Here is a 12717-nt window from a genome sequence, read left to right as displayed (position 1 = left end):
AGATAACCTGAATAAACCCGCCCCCACCGGCAATCCCCACGAGGGGTGGGTTTATCCCTGATACCGGCAACCGGGAGCATCCGCTTTTTGCAAAGATTTTCACCCTCACCCCCCTAACCCCAGACGCGATAAATCGCGTTTCTACAAGAGCGGGAGAGGGGGGAAAGAATCAAGAATTCTCCCCTTTCCCCTTGTGGGAGAGGGGTTGGGGGTGAGGGGGATTACAAAAATGAGATGCTCCCGTACCCAGTGCCGGTTCAATCGTACCCAGTGCCGGTTCAATCGTACAGAGTGCCGGCTCAATCGTACCCAGTGCCGGCGCAGTCGTATACATTGCCGGCGCAGTCGTATAGATTGCCGGCGCAGTCGTATAAATTGCCGGTTAAATCGTATAGATTGCCGGCGCATCGTACCCAGTGCCGGCGCAGTCGTATAAATTGCCGGCGCAGTCGTATAAATTGCCGGCGCAGTCGTACCCAGTGCCGGCGCAGTCGTACAGACTGCCGGTTCAATCGTACAGACTGCCGGTTCAATCGTACAGACTGCCGGTTCAATCGTACAGACTGCCGGTTCAATCGTACAAAGGACTTACGCATTGACTTGAATGGTGTGGTGGGTTACGCGCAACGCTTACCCACCCTACAGATAGAAGTTTTGCGTAAGTTTTGCTACACACTGGGGGCGGGTTTATCCCGAATACCGGCAACCCACAGATAACCTGAATAAACCCGCCCCCACAAATTAGGACAAGACGCGCAACCCCCTAAGGGAGAATTTCCAGGGAGTCAATCATCTTCTGCGCCGTTTTCTCGAATTGCGCAAACTTGCCCTCCTCCGCCGTCAAAGTAACCACATACGCCTTATCTTTCCCCACCGCCCAAATTTGCTTGGCTTTCAACCGGCGCTCCCCCTCCTTATGCGTGTACACAACTTGACGCGCCTCGCGATTCGCCAGCGATGCCGGCGTCGGAGAAAGAATATCCGAAGTGAATTCTTTGCTGATGCGCTGGATAAAACTGCTGGTATACTCATCTAAAGTCATCGGCGGCTGTAAAGACTCAACTGTTATCAGAAACGTTTCTGCCGGCGCGCCGGCAGAATTGCCTTGCGAGAAGAATCTCACCTCACCGGCAATCGGATCTGGCTGCACACCCCACGTTTCCGGATACTGAATCTTCACCCCCAAATTTGAATTCTCGTAAGGCAAAGAGGCGGGTTTTGGTGCTAGAATATAATAGCCTAGCGCCGAAACAGACAAAACCGCTGCGATGCCGGCACCAATGAAAACTTTCCAAAGCTTTTGGCGTGGGGGTGCGTGTGGCGGCGCGGGAGGAACTGTCGGGGGAGGAGGTGCCGGTGGGGTTTCAACTGCTGTGGGAGCGTCAGGTTGAGTTGCTGGAATCTCTGCTAATGTGATAGAATTGTTTAAGCTGTCGAGAGCTTGCAAAGCCTGATCAGCCGTCTGGCACCGCTCTCGGAAATGGTAGCGCACCATGCTGTCTAAAAGAGCTGCCAGTTGATCGCTCACAGGCTGCCGGTTGCGCCAGATAACTTCACCGGTAGTGGGATCTTTTGGCAGTTGGCTGGCTGGGATGCCGGTGAGCGATTGGATGCCAATCATCCCCACTGCATAGATATCGCTACAGAATTTGGGAGTTCCATTGTGCTGTTCAACCGGCATATAACCCGGGGTGCCAACTACAGTAAGAGCGATCTGCCCCTGAGGGTTCACCACCGTGGTGGTGATTTCTTTGACTGCCCCAAAGTCAATTAATACTATTTTACCATCAGAAGCGCGTCTGATTAAATTCGAGGGTTTCAAATCGCGGTGGATGACACCCTGCCCGTGGACAAATGCCAGAACTTCCAGGATGTCTCGCAAAAGAGCAATGGCGTAGGATTCATCCTTTGGCTTGCCCAAAGGGATCTCTTTGCTCAAATCGCGCCCCTCAATCAGCTGTTGGACTAAATAGAACTCCAGATTTTCCTCAAAGTAATCCAGAAATTGCGGGATTCGGTCATGGTGTCCCAACTCAAACAGGATTTTCGCTTCCCTGTCGAATAACTTTCTGGCTATCTCCAAGACATGCGACTCGCTAGACACGGGTTTGAGTTGCTTGACGACGCAGTGGAAGTCTTCCGATTTCTGCGTGTCTTTTGCTTTGAAGGTTTGGCCAAAAGCCCCGCTTCCGAGTTTTTCAATAATGTGGTAGCGCCCGCCCAGTGTATCTCCTATCATCCGCTTTCCGCCCCGCACTTTAGTTGATACTGATTTTGCCACAAATGCCGGCTTGTGGGGTGCCTTCCCGAAGAGTTGGGTGATAGTAGGGTGCGTTTCTACTTCTGCGGTGCCTGGAGGCGGGGGGTGCCGGTTGGGCTAAAGCCCAACTGCGAACTAGGGAGAAAAGGCGTAGGGCAGGCGTCTCGCCTGCCCCAGATATCTTAAGGGCAGGCGAGACGCCTGCCCTACGTCTATACTTCGTATCGAGCGATTACTGAGCTGTCTATTGCTATATCGTTCCCATGCCCCATGCCCCATGCCCCCCCATACCCAATGATCAGCACCGCTGATATCGCATCCCCGGAAGTTGCGACACTAGCCCCAGCAATTCCAGCTGCAGCAGCGCACTGGAAACAGAAGCCGCCGGCAATCCCGACTCCACCACAATCAAATCAAACGGAAGCGGCTCGGCTGGCACCACCCGCAGCACCCGCGCTAAGTCAGGTGGCAGCTGCGGCGCAAGCACCCTCTCCTCCAACCCCCCCTGTGGCGCGGGGGGCGGAGGGGCATCCGCAGTTGCAGGCATCCCCTCAAATAGCGACAGCTGTTGCGGTGCGTCAACCGGCGGCATCGCGCCCAGCATTTCCAGCAACCCCTCTTCGCTGACAATCATCTCAGCGCCATTTTTCAGCAACCGCAAACACCCCTGCGAGTTGTAATCATCCACCCGCCCCGGCAAAGCATACACATCCCGGCAGAAATCATTCGCCAAATCCGCCGTAATCAAAGCCCCCGACTTCACCGGCGCTTCCACCACCAGCACCGCGCGGCACAAACCGGCAATAATCCGGTTGCGCTGGGGAAAGTGATTGCTATTCGGCGGAGTGCCCGCCGGGTACTCACTCAGCAGCAGCCCCCCTGCCACAATCCGTTCGTACAGTTCGCGATTCTCCAAGGGGTACACCACATCCGTGCCGGTGCCGAGCACCGCCAGAGTGCGCCCACCGGCATCCAGACAGGCGCGGTGCGCTTCCCCATCAATCCCCGCCGCCATCCCGGAAACAATGCTAAACCCCCGACTTGCCAGAACCGCACTCAGCCGGCGAGCCCACCTGCGCCCGTACTCCGAAGGCGTGCGAGTGCCCACAATCGCCACCATCGGCGTGATGCCGTGATTTTCCAAAACCTCAACCTCCCCCCGGTAGTACAGCAGCGGCGGCGGGTTAGCAATTTCTAATAGCAAACGGGGGTATCCGCCGTCAGCCGGTGTCCAAAAATGCGGGTTTTTTTGCAAGTGTTCTTCCAGCAATTTTTCTGGCTGAATTTGAGTTCGCAAGCGCACCGTTTTTTCCACCGTTTGGCGACCAAATCCTTCCACTTCTCCCAGAACTCTTGCTGGGGCTGCCCAAGCTTCCGCTAGACTGCCGAAGTGCCGGTGCAGCCGGAACATCAAAACCGGCCCAATTCCGTAAATTTGCGACCAAGCCAGCCAATATGCCCGTTCTCGCACCAATTTTCCCTCTCCTATTTTATGCGCAATAGCGTTCAATTTCTACCCTTTTAAGCTGTTCCGCTTTTCATGTATTTATTGGGAAAAGGGAGGCAGATCCTGTAGGGGCGGGGCACCCACGGAGACTGCCCCGTTGCCAGTTTAATCCCGCCAGTCGCCAAACCGCGCATAGACATAACCGATTGTCTCGAACATGACTGTCTTCACACCGGCGCTCGACTGCCACCAAGTGCGGGCATCATAATCCAGAGGTTCTGCCGCAATTATACCAACTTTGATGTCAGGAGCCAGCGCTTCTTTAAAGATAAACCAACTGCGGCGGGCGTGAGCCCCCAGAGTGTAAAGATTGATGGCGCTGACTTGTAAATCGGACGTGGGGAGCCACTCCTTAAGAGCGACAGCAGCGGCGGCGGTGCGGTCCTTGAGCGCATTATGTGCGGGAACGGCTGCCAGTCGCACTGATTCAAAGCCAAGTGCGACCAAAGTTGCCGCCCCCACCTCCGCAAAAGTTTTGTATTCCGCCAGATAAAACCCTATCGGCAAAGCCACGCCGGTGGTAATCAGATAGCGATAAGAACCGCGTTTGAATTCAGCCATAGCTGCTTTGAGGGCATAGTCTGGCAGCCAGCCCTCGACAACCAAGACATCAGCGGGGATGGGGGAACTGACAGCGAGAAAGGAATAGATAGGATTGACAGGGAACACAATTGAAGTTATAATATAATGGCTATAAATCTTATGGACAATCACTGTAGGGGCAGGCACGGGCGACAGCGTGTAACTCGCAGGGTGCGTTCCCTAAGAGGGAACGCACCCTACCCCTGCCCCCTCACCGTGCGACGGGAGTTCCACAGGGGGATTGCCCCTACAGTTTTTCAGACGTGCGGCGCTGACTTCAAGCCTTTGCGGAGCGCTGCTGTTTGAGATAGGTAAAAACGCTCTTGTCCCCGATGTCGGGGGGGACCGGCTGAAAAGCCTTGCGCAGGGCGAACACCACAAACAGCACCGCCCAGGCTGCGAGACAGGCGCGTTCGGCTTCCACCGGCAGCACCCCAGCCAAATGCCCCAGCAGCAGCGCCGGCACCAGGGGCGTCAGCAGCTTAGTTTCCAGCCGGTTGAAGCAAAAGGCTTCTTTGAAATAAATCCCCGCCAGCGCTGCAAAGGTAAAACCGACGCCGAAAAGGGTGACTGGGTGGCTGTACACTGTTAGGACGAGAGGCGCGCTGCTTTGCACAGCTAAAATAAAAGCAGCCACGCCGCCAATCGCCCAAAACAGCTGGAGGAGCCGGTGCAAAATGGCCATATAAATGTGAACTGTCAGCAAGCTGACGCCCAGCGCCAGCCAGAAACAGGCGTACAGGGGCGTCAGGGCGAAAGCCACCGCCGGCGCGCCGCCGCCCCAGAACACCAAAGCGGTGCCGGTGGCAAAGCTGAGCGCCGCCACCATCAAGCCGGTGCGGTAGACGATCACCCCGAAACGGTCGCTCTCAGTGATGGTAAACTCGCCAAACTGGCCTTGGAAAACGTTTGATTCAACATCCGCTAGTTGCGTCATGGTTTACTCCGGAAAGCTCAACTGCGTTGGCACTGCTGTCAAGATACACTTTATATATATCCGCTTGCGCCGGTTTTGTGAGGCTAGCGAGTTTGGGCACGGGGGCGGGAGTGGGGCGCTGGCAATTCTCGCCCAGATGGCACCCGCTCGCTTCCGGGGCTCACTGTGCAATCAAGATGGCGCGAAACCTGATATTATTAGTTATAGCGCAGCTTTAGGGAGCGAGGAATGTCTAAATCCGATAAGAAAAATAGTAAAAGCCAGCCCAACCCGCCGGGAGAGGAACCTAAAATCATTGAAATTGATGAGGGAGTCTTTGGCAGACTCTCACAAAGACTGGAGAAGCAAAAGGGCAGATTTGCTGAGTTGAGGAAGGCCAGAGTAATGGTGGCCGTCGAGGAGTTTGGCGACGGGGACGATCCGAGGGAAGAAATAATAGATGAGGGGGAGGGAGAAAGAGAGGAAGAATTCGAGAAGAGACTTCAGGCGATTTTAGGGAAAAAACAGCTCGAAGTCAGTGAGAGAACCTTAAAAACCTATCTGGAATTCCTCAAAAAACATGTGAGAGTTCCCTGTCCGGTCAAAGCCTGCCAAGAGTTTGAATGGGAAGAGTATTACCTCTACGGCCCGGGCAGCTTGAAAGAATATGAAAAGCTCAAGAGAATCAGGCCATCTCACACGGACAAGTTCCAGATAATTCGGTTTGAGGATAAGATTGAGAGCGATGACGATGGGATTCTGGTTGAAGTTCAGCGCCTGACTGACAGCAAGAATTTCACGCTGAACTTATACGAACTGGAGGCAACAGACGAGGAATCCGCCAGCGCCGAATTCTTGGATGATTATGCGGTTTGGTTTGTTAATTACATTTAAATTCAGTGAGTGGCGTCCGTTTTGCGGGGTGCGTTACCGCAACGAAACGGCACAATAATGCAATTTAAATGAGCGCCACGCGCACCGGCTCGCCCCAGTTGAGCTGCAGCTGCGACTGGGCGTTACCGCCACAGACGGCAATTTCCACCCAGTTGGAGCTGCCAATTAAGGCAATGGGGGTGCCTGCCGGCGCGTCACTGTAAGTTTGGCCGCTCTTAATGGTGAGATTGCCGGCAATTGCTTCCCAGCTGCGCCCCGCAACGCAAGAACCGGGAATATTGGTGATTAAATTGCCAAAGCGGTCGATATACTGGACGCAACCGGCCCAACCGGCATCCGTTGCCGCCAGCGCCGGCAGGGGCAGGTGGGCCAAACCGGCGGGGTCGATGGGGCGTCCCAGCTGTTGCAGAGGTGCGCCGCTTGCCAGATGCGCGCCGGCGGGGGCAAAGATATCCCGCCCGTGGAACGTCGCGCTCGGTGCCGGCGTGCGCCAGAAGTGCCGGTCCGTCAGTTCCACCGCTGCGATTGCCGGATTCTGGCTCAAAACGCCGGTAAACAGCCCATTATCTGGCCCAACAAAGAAACCCGCTGCCGTTTCCAGCGCTATCGCCCGCCGGTGACTGCCCACCCCCGGATCGACCACCGCGACATGGACCGTGCCGGTGGGGAAATAGGGGGCTGCAGACATCAGACAAAAGCTGCCGGCGGCGACATTCTGGGGCGGAATCTGGTGCGTCAAATCCACCACCGGCAGCGAGGGGTTGATTTGGGCGATCGCACCCTTCATCACCCCCACATAAACATCGCTGAGGCCAAAATCGGTTAACAGAGTCAGTATCCTGTTCTGAGGCATCTGGAAGATTGCGGGTAGCGGTTATCTCCTTTCATTTTCGCGCCTCGAAAGACTTGTAGGGTGCGTTCCTCTGGAACGCACCCTACTCACTCGCACAGCACTGTGCTGGGGCCAGAAACCCGGTTTCTACGCTTTCAGAGGAACCCCCCCTACTAACTGATAAGAAGTTGCTCGCACAGCTCGTCCAAATCTGCAGTTCTGTCCGCAATGATTTTCTCAGCCAGTTCTTTTAGGCTCTCGATATTTTCAGGGCTCGCATCATCGATATCGTCATTAGCATCAGTCAGCAGGTCTTGGAAGCGATAATACTGTTTGGGATTGCCATCCGCCTCAGGGAGCAACTGTTCCAGGTGGCAGGCCACTGCCTCACTCTGACCGTCCAGAGTAATACTAATCACGGGCTGCACCCAGTGCAGCACCCCCCAATTTTTCGTGCGCTCGTAGGTAAACCGGCGGGTGAGCGAACCCGTTCCCACTGAAACGACTAATATATCATCTAATTCTAGCTTTTTCCCAGCCTTTTTAGAGGCAATGATGGCTTCCATGATGGCCATAGAGGTGGGATTGTTGGCGAACAGCCCCCCATCCACCAAGGTATAAAATTCTGGATCGGTTTGGCCGGTGGGAAGGAGGTAGGGCGGGAAAAAAGTCGGAGCGGCGGAAGTTGCCATTGCCGCTTCTGTCATGGTGAAGCCATTGCATATCTTCCGGAAGGATTTAGCTTGCCTGTTCTCTCGCGCTGGCTTGCTGGTAAAGAAAACAGGCATCCGCAGGTCGGTGTCGTAGCTGGTGATGAAAACTTCTTTTAAGGCAGCTGCGAGAGGAGTGATGCCCAAAAGTTCCGCAACGACTTCTTCTCTGCCCTTGTCAGAGTATTTCGGCAAAAACAGGTCATCTATGTCGGTTAATTTTTGAAAAAATGGCTCGAAAAAGATGCGCTTTCCATGCTGGCGATAAAACTCGCTCAGATCCTCAGCGGTGTAGTGAGGTTGCTCGGGATTCTGCGGATTTGGCTTGGTGAGGCCCAAAACCAGCAGGCCGCCGGTGGAAGTGCCCGCCATCAAATCGAACATCTGGGAAATCCGCTTTCCTGTGCGCTTTTCTATCTCTGCTAGAATCAGGGCGGGGATAATCCCTCTAATGCCACCGCCGTCAATGGATAGGAGTTTTAATTTAAAGGACATAAGAAGTTGATAGCAAACAGTGCTGATGGGAACAAGATTCCCAAATTAAGCGCTTCAATCCGGATGGTTTTGAACGGAATGGATGCCAATCCCTGCTGTAGAATTTCTGCGCTGTTAGAGAGGGGCTGCCGGCGCTGCCAGGAAGCGCCGGCAGACTGCAATTAAAGTATTTCTTAGCACTGCCGGCACCTTGCGGGATAAAGTTGGCGCTGTGTCGGGCAAGCCCTGTTCCCTAAATGGCGCGCGATTTGGCAAAGATACCGCAATAGAGGGCAACATACCAGGGTGCGAAACCCTCACGGCGTCCCGCTCCTCAAGCCGGTCGTCTTTGCGCCAAAGGGGGATGCTGCCGGTGCCGCCAGTGACAGAGGGCCAAAAGGAGCGTGCCGCCTGCCAGCGCCGGCATTTCTGAGAAAATTCTGACAGTCCTGGGGGAACTGCACTGCGGGTGAGTGAGAGCGTGCCTTGTGGAAACACATCAGTGTATAGCAAGTCTACAAGGTAAGAGCTTTTCATCTGCCGTGTGGGGAGTGCTGCTCGGAACGTCTGCTTACTGGTGTTGAGATCGCAGACAGAAAAAACGTTCCGGAGCCAGCGGATTGGACCGGCGTATCTAATGTTCGACGTCATTACAGCCGAGCGGGGAGATGGCGTGTTTGGCCACAGGGTATTTCCGAGCGAGAACGGAAAAGCTCCTTGGTGCAACTGTGAAGAAATTTATATCCGAGAGAGGCTTGTGCGAACATGGCTAGGGAATTTTCTTTTTCTTCTCCAAAACCTCCTGCTGACATAACTCTGCCCCGAGCCAGCCGGTCGGTGATTTTGATGGGGCTCGTGACCGTTTTAATGAGCGCGTCTGTTGCCCGTCTGGTTCAGCTGCAGGTGCTTCACGGGGAGGAGAACCGGCAGCGAGCGGAGCAAAACCGCCTCCGCCCGGTGCCGATTATTTCCGATCGGGGCAACATCCTCGACCGCAATGGCAAACTGCTGGCGGCTAACCGCCTGTCGCGCTCGGTGTATTTGTGGCCGAAGGAACAGCCGAAACAAAAATGGCCCCAGACGGCGGCCAAGCTCAGCGCTCTGCTGGACATTCCCGCCAGTGACATCCTCAAAACACTGGAGAAGGCGGGCTATAAATCCCCAATGCCGGTGCGCGTCAGCCGGGATCTCAGCTCAAAGGCGTTTTTGGCCCTGGCGGAGCGCTCGCCTGAATTTCCGGGGGTGGAAATTCGGGCGGAATCCAGCCGCAACTACCCGCACGGCGATCTCGCCGCCCACGTCCTGGGCTACATTGGGGAAGCAAGTGAAGAGGACTTGCAAGCTAACCCGCAGTATCCGATGGGGATGATTGTCGGCAAAATGGGGCTGGAACGCCAAATCAATGATAAAATCGCCGGTGTTTGGGGCAACCGGCTGGTGGAGGTGGACGCCACCGGCAGCGAGTTGCGCGAGCTCGGCATCAACCCTCCGATTGCTGGGGAGCCGGTGCAGCTGACGATTGACCTGGACTTGCAGAAAACCGCCGAAAAAGCCCTCGGCAACCGGCGCGGAGGGGTGGTGGTGCTGGATGTAAAAACGGGAGCGGTTTTAGCGATGGCCAGTGGGCCGAAGTTTAACCCCAACCTGTTCACCGGCAGGATAACCCAAGCCGACTGGCAGCGCCTGCAGGCTCAGGACAAGCCATTTCTGAACCGCGCCCTGCAAGGCTACCCGCCGGGAAGCACGTTCAAAATTGTCACTGCAGCAGCCGGCATGGAGTCGGGCAAGTTCCCACCGAACTCTGTTCTGGTCAGCTCTTCTTCTGTTAGAATCGGGGGCATTGATTTCTACGAACACGGTGCCGGTTATGGCCCAATCGGCTTTCCTGACGCCTTTGCCTACAGCAGCAACACCTTTTTCTATCAAATGGGTGTGGCAGTTGGCCCGGAAGAGATTTCCAAATGGGCGCACCGGCTGGGAATTGGCGAGACAACGGATTTGGGCCTGCTGGGGCTGGATCAGGGGGCTCACGGTTCCGCACCGGCGCCGGCGGAGAAACTGAAGCTTTACGGTGAGGATTGGTATGTGGGGGATACGGTGACGATGGCCATCGGTCAGGGTCTGGTGCTGGTGACGCCCCTGGAGATGGCGGTGATGGTGGCGGCGATTGCCAATGGCGGGAACAGAGTCAAGCCGCACCTGCTGGCCTCTCAAACTAACACGCCGGCGACTAAACCGGAGCCCACCGGCATGAAACCGGAAACGATTGCAACCATTCGCAAGGGACTGATTGCTGTGGTGCAAAAGGGTACGGGGCAGCAGCTCAATGACGGTTCCATCCCCCTGACGGCTGGGAAAACCGGCACCGCTGAAGTCCCCGGACAGGAAGACAACGCCAATTATGTGGCCTATGGGCCCGCTAGCGACCCGCAGATTGCCATCGGTATCGTTGTGGAAAATGGCGGATTTGGCGCTGTTTCTGCTGTCCCCATCGCTCACGAGATATTCAAAACCTATTTCAGCCAAAAGCCCGCTCCAAAGTCCCCCGCTGTTTCGCACTAACTGGTTCTGGCCCGGTGACGGCGCTCCGGCACTCGAACCAAGGCACCCGTGCGTTTATCTTGACAGAAAGGTTTGACAGTGATATAATATAATGCTTTTCAGGTTACTGTTCGGGGACGGACCGGCACCCTGACACTGGAGGGGGTGCCGGCACCGGCACGGTGCCGGCGCAAGTCAGCTGCTGGCATTCCTGGCTGGGGTGGGTGCCGTGCCGGTCAGGGTTGAGGATTTCGCTGCCGGCTAGGTATACTTAAATACTTTCCGGCAGTAAAATTATCTCAAATTCAGAAAGCCGGCAGGCGGGACACCGCATTCGGAGCTAAGAAGCCTGGTTCTTTGAGAAACCGGGCGTCTGGCGGCACGCGCACTTGTTTGCCTGCTCATTAGCCGGATTAGTGGCCGGCAAAGCGGCAGGCCCTCTGGGCGGCTCAGCGATGGGGCTGGCCACGGGTGAGGAATCTAAACAAAAAGATAAAGATTCGGTAAATTTCGATACAGTTTTTTCTGAACGTGCTATATTGAAGATGAAGCGAGTATAGCAAGTTGGGTTTGAGGAATGTTCACCATGAACAAAACACGTCAAGAAATATTGAAAGAAACTGCAGCCACCCACCGGGCCAACCTTTACAAAAATTTACAGCACCGGCTGGAACTGGCGAGGGCCAAGGGCGACCAAAACTTGATTCGGTTGCTGGAAGCGGAAGCCAACTACCTGTCGTAACTGGTAGGGGCGGGTTTTCAACCCGGCCCCGCCCGCTGGACTGGTGGGCCCACGTTTGCGGCTGTAGCCGCTGTCCGGGTCAGGCGGCACGGCAGATTGTGTTTAATCCCTTTGGGGGTTGGACTGTCTTGAGGCGGGTGCAGTTATTAATCCCTATCAGGGATTGAAATCATGGCGAAATCAAGCAGCCGGTGAGCGTGACAGCGCTCACCGGCTATGCTATTTGGCCACTGGGAGAGGGGTGGGGGCCAATAGCAGGGCCGGCGGCGGGGGGGACGCCACCGGCGGGTTCCGCTTTTCGCCGGCAACTGGCAGGGCTTGTCTGAATAGCTTTAAATTTTCTAATAGCCCAGCTGATACAGACGGAAAAAATGTCGTCTCTGGGGCAGCTGGTTGCCGGTGTGGCTCACGAAATCAACAGCCCCGTCAATTTTATCCACGGCAATCTCACCCATATCGGGGATTAGACTGGAGATTTGCTGGACTTAATACATCTGTATCGAGAGGAATATCCCCAACCCAGCCCGAGACTAGAAGAATTGATTGAGGAAATTGACCTGGAATTCCTGGAGGAAGACCTGCCAAAAATCCTGTCCTATATGAAAGGGGGAACAGAGCGCATCCGGCAAATTGTCCTCTCTCTGCGCACTTTCTCGCGGCTGGATGAAGCCGATATGAAGGAGGTGGATATTCACGAGGGGATTGAGAGTGCGCTGCTGATTTTGAAGAACCGCATGAAAGCCCGTGGCGACTGTCCGGGAATTGAGGTGGTGAGGGATTACGGGCACTGGCCGCCGGTGGAGTGCTCTGCCAGCAAGCTAAATCAGGTGTTTATGAATATTCTCGCCAATGCGATTGATGCCATCGAGGAGCGCGACTGCAAATTAACGCCGGCAGAAATTGCAGCTAACCCCGGAGCCATAACCATCCGCACTGAGGTGAAAGACGGTGGGGGTGTGAGGGTTCTTATTGCCGACAATGGTCCAGGAATGCCCCAGTCTGTAAAAGAGCGGATTTTTGACCCATTTTTCAGGACTAAAGAAGTGGACTAAAGAAATGGGCAAGGGCACTGGCTTGGGCATGTCCATCAGCTACCAGATAGTTGTGGAACAGCATGGCGGACAGCTAAATTGTATTTCAGAACCCGGAAAAGGAACCGCATTCCACATTGAGATTCCGATTCAGCAGGGGTCTGGCTTGAGTTCTCGCCCGGCTGAGCGACAGCCGGCCTGACAGCCTAACCTCCTGTATTTTAGCAC

At 55.2% G+C, this 12717-nt stretch carries 13 protein-coding genes and 1 pseudogene; 5 read left to right on the top strand and 9 right to left on the bottom strand.

The window, feature by feature from the left end:
* Positions 1-169: 169 nt before the first annotated feature.
* The 6 genes from OSC10802_RS48970 to OSC10802_RS0106185 form a co-directional block, all read right to left on the bottom strand.
* Positions 170-334, bottom strand: coding sequence for a hypothetical protein (locus OSC10802_RS48970; RefSeq protein WP_155967417.1), 165 nt, complete (start codon positions 332-334; stop codon positions 170-172).
* On the bottom strand, positions 300-596 hold the full coding sequence (locus OSC10802_RS48965; RefSeq protein ID WP_155967416.1) for a hypothetical protein: 297 nt from the start codon (positions 594-596) through the stop codon (positions 300-302). The genes OSC10802_RS48970 and OSC10802_RS48965 overlap by 35 nt, the downstream gene beginning before the upstream one ends.
* A 167-nt stretch (positions 597-763) precedes the next feature.
* Positions 764-2239, bottom strand: coding sequence for a serine/threonine-protein kinase (locus OSC10802_RS0106200; RefSeq protein ID WP_017715917.1), 1476 nt, complete (start codon positions 2237-2239; stop codon positions 764-766).
* Between the two features lie 319 nt (positions 2240-2558).
* Complete coding sequence (gene dprA, locus OSC10802_RS0106195; RefSeq protein WP_026098214.1) at positions 2559-3734, bottom strand: DNA-processing protein DprA; 1176 nt, start codon at positions 3732-3734, stop codon at positions 2559-2561.
* A gap of 138 nt (positions 3735-3872) precedes the next feature.
* Entirely contained in the window at positions 3873-4436 is a 564-nt protein-coding gene (locus tag OSC10802_RS38880) for a hypothetical protein (RefSeq protein ID WP_017715915.1), read from the bottom strand.
* Positions 4437-4626: 190 nt separating this feature from the next.
* The gene (locus OSC10802_RS0106185; RefSeq protein ID WP_017715914.1) at positions 4627-5286 is read right to left on the bottom strand and encodes a DUF2301 domain-containing membrane protein; all 660 of its coding nucleotides are present in this window, start codon (positions 5284-5286) and stop codon (positions 4627-4629) included.
* Between the two features lie 228 nt (positions 5287-5514).
* On the opposite strand from OSC10802_RS0106185, the gene OSC10802_RS38875 reads away from it, so the two are divergent.
* The gene (locus OSC10802_RS38875) at positions 5515-6159 is read left to right on the top strand and encodes a calcium-binding protein (protein WP_044169982.1); all 645 of its coding nucleotides are present in this window, start codon (positions 5515-5517) and stop codon (positions 6157-6159) included.
* 64 nt (positions 6160-6223) lie between these two features.
* Here OSC10802_RS38875 and OSC10802_RS0106170 read toward each other — a convergent pair whose 3' ends face one another.
* The 3 genes from OSC10802_RS0106170 to OSC10802_RS0106160 all read right to left on the bottom strand — a co-directional run bounded on the left by OSC10802_RS0106170 (position 6224) and on the right by OSC10802_RS0106160 (position 8712).
* Entirely contained in the window at positions 6224-7012 is a 789-nt protein-coding gene (locus OSC10802_RS0106170) for an SAM hydrolase/SAM-dependent halogenase family protein (RefSeq protein WP_017715911.1), read from the bottom strand.
* A 152-nt stretch (positions 7013-7164) separates the two neighbouring features.
* A complete protein-coding gene (locus OSC10802_RS0106165; protein ID WP_017715910.1) occupies positions 7165-8196 on the bottom strand; it encodes a patatin-like phospholipase family protein in 1032 nt (343 codons plus the stop codon).
* A 114-nt stretch (positions 8197-8310) separates the two neighbouring features.
* The gene (locus OSC10802_RS0106160) at positions 8311-8712 is read right to left on the bottom strand and encodes a hypothetical protein (protein ID WP_017715909.1); all 402 of its coding nucleotides are present in this window, start codon (positions 8710-8712) and stop codon (positions 8311-8313) included.
* A gap of 228 nt (positions 8713-8940) precedes the next feature.
* Here OSC10802_RS0106160 and mrdA point away from each other — a divergent pair, with 228 nt between their 5' ends.
* The 4 genes and pseudogenes from mrdA to OSC10802_RS0106135 form a co-directional block, all read left to right on the top strand.
* Positions 8941-10737: a penicillin-binding protein 2 gene (gene mrdA / locus OSC10802_RS0106155; RefSeq protein ID WP_017715908.1), complete on the top strand. Its 1797-nt coding sequence runs from the start codon at positions 8941-8943 to the stop codon at positions 10735-10737.
* 565 nt (positions 10738-11302) lie between these two features.
* A complete protein-coding gene (gene pirA, locus OSC10802_RS52635; RefSeq protein ID WP_198525070.1) occupies positions 11303-11458 on the top strand; it encodes an arginine synthesis PII-interacting regulator PirA in 156 nt (51 codons plus the stop codon).
* A 191-nt stretch (positions 11459-11649) separates the two neighbouring features.
* Entirely contained in the window at positions 11650-11784 is a 135-nt protein-coding gene (locus OSC10802_RS55455) for a hypothetical protein (RefSeq protein ID WP_255349120.1), read from the top strand.
* 21 nt (positions 11785-11805) lie between these two features.
* Positions 11806-12691 (top strand): annotated as a pseudogene (locus tag OSC10802_RS0106135) (sensor histidine kinase); the annotation flags it as partial.
* Between the last annotated feature and the right edge of the window lie 26 nt (positions 12692-12717).

It is taken from the genome of Kamptonema formosum PCC 10802 (assembly GCF_000332335.1).
Classification (GTDB): Bacteria; Cyanobacteriota; Cyanobacteriia; order Cyanobacteriales; family Oscillatoriaceae; genus Oscillatoria.
This window is presented reverse-complemented; position numbering and strand designations above follow the sequence as displayed.

Excerpts from the sequence above, each read along its gene's own strand:
- OSC10802_RS48970 (WP_155967417.1), bottom strand. The coding sequence starts at position 334 with ATGTATACGACTGCGCCGGCACTGGGTACGATTGAGCCGGCACTCTGT.
- OSC10802_RS0106160 (WP_017715909.1), bottom strand. The coding sequence starts at position 8,712 with ATGAAAAGCTCTTACCTTGTAGACTTGCTATACACTGATGTGTTTCCA.
- OSC10802_RS0106170 (WP_017715911.1), bottom strand. The coding sequence starts at position 7,012 with ATGCCTCAGAACAGGATACTGACTCTGTTAACCGATTTTGGCCTCAGC.
- pirA (WP_198525070.1), top strand. The coding sequence starts at position 11,303 with ATGAACAAAACACGTCAAGAAATATTGAAAGAAACTGCAGCCACCCAC.
- mrdA (WP_017715908.1), top strand. The coding sequence starts at position 8,941 with ATGGCTAGGGAATTTTCTTTTTCTTCTCCAAAACCTCCTGCTGACATA.
- OSC10802_RS0106185 (WP_017715914.1), bottom strand. The coding sequence starts at position 5,286 with ATGACGCAACTAGCGGATGTTGAATCAAACGTTTTCCAAGGCCAGTTT.
- OSC10802_RS48965 (WP_155967416.1), bottom strand. The coding sequence starts at position 596 with ATGCGTAAGTCCTTTGTACGATTGAACCGGCAGTCTGTACGATTGAAC.
- OSC10802_RS0106165 (WP_017715910.1), bottom strand. The coding sequence starts at position 8,196 with ATGTCCTTTAAATTAAAACTCCTATCCATTGACGGCGGTGGCATTAGA.
- OSC10802_RS38875 (WP_044169982.1), top strand. The coding sequence starts at position 5,515 with ATGTCTAAATCCGATAAGAAAAATAGTAAAAGCCAGCCCAACCCGCCG.
- OSC10802_RS0106200 (WP_017715917.1), bottom strand. The coding sequence starts at position 2,239 with ATGATAGGAGATACACTGGGCGGGCGCTACCACATTATTGAAAAACTC.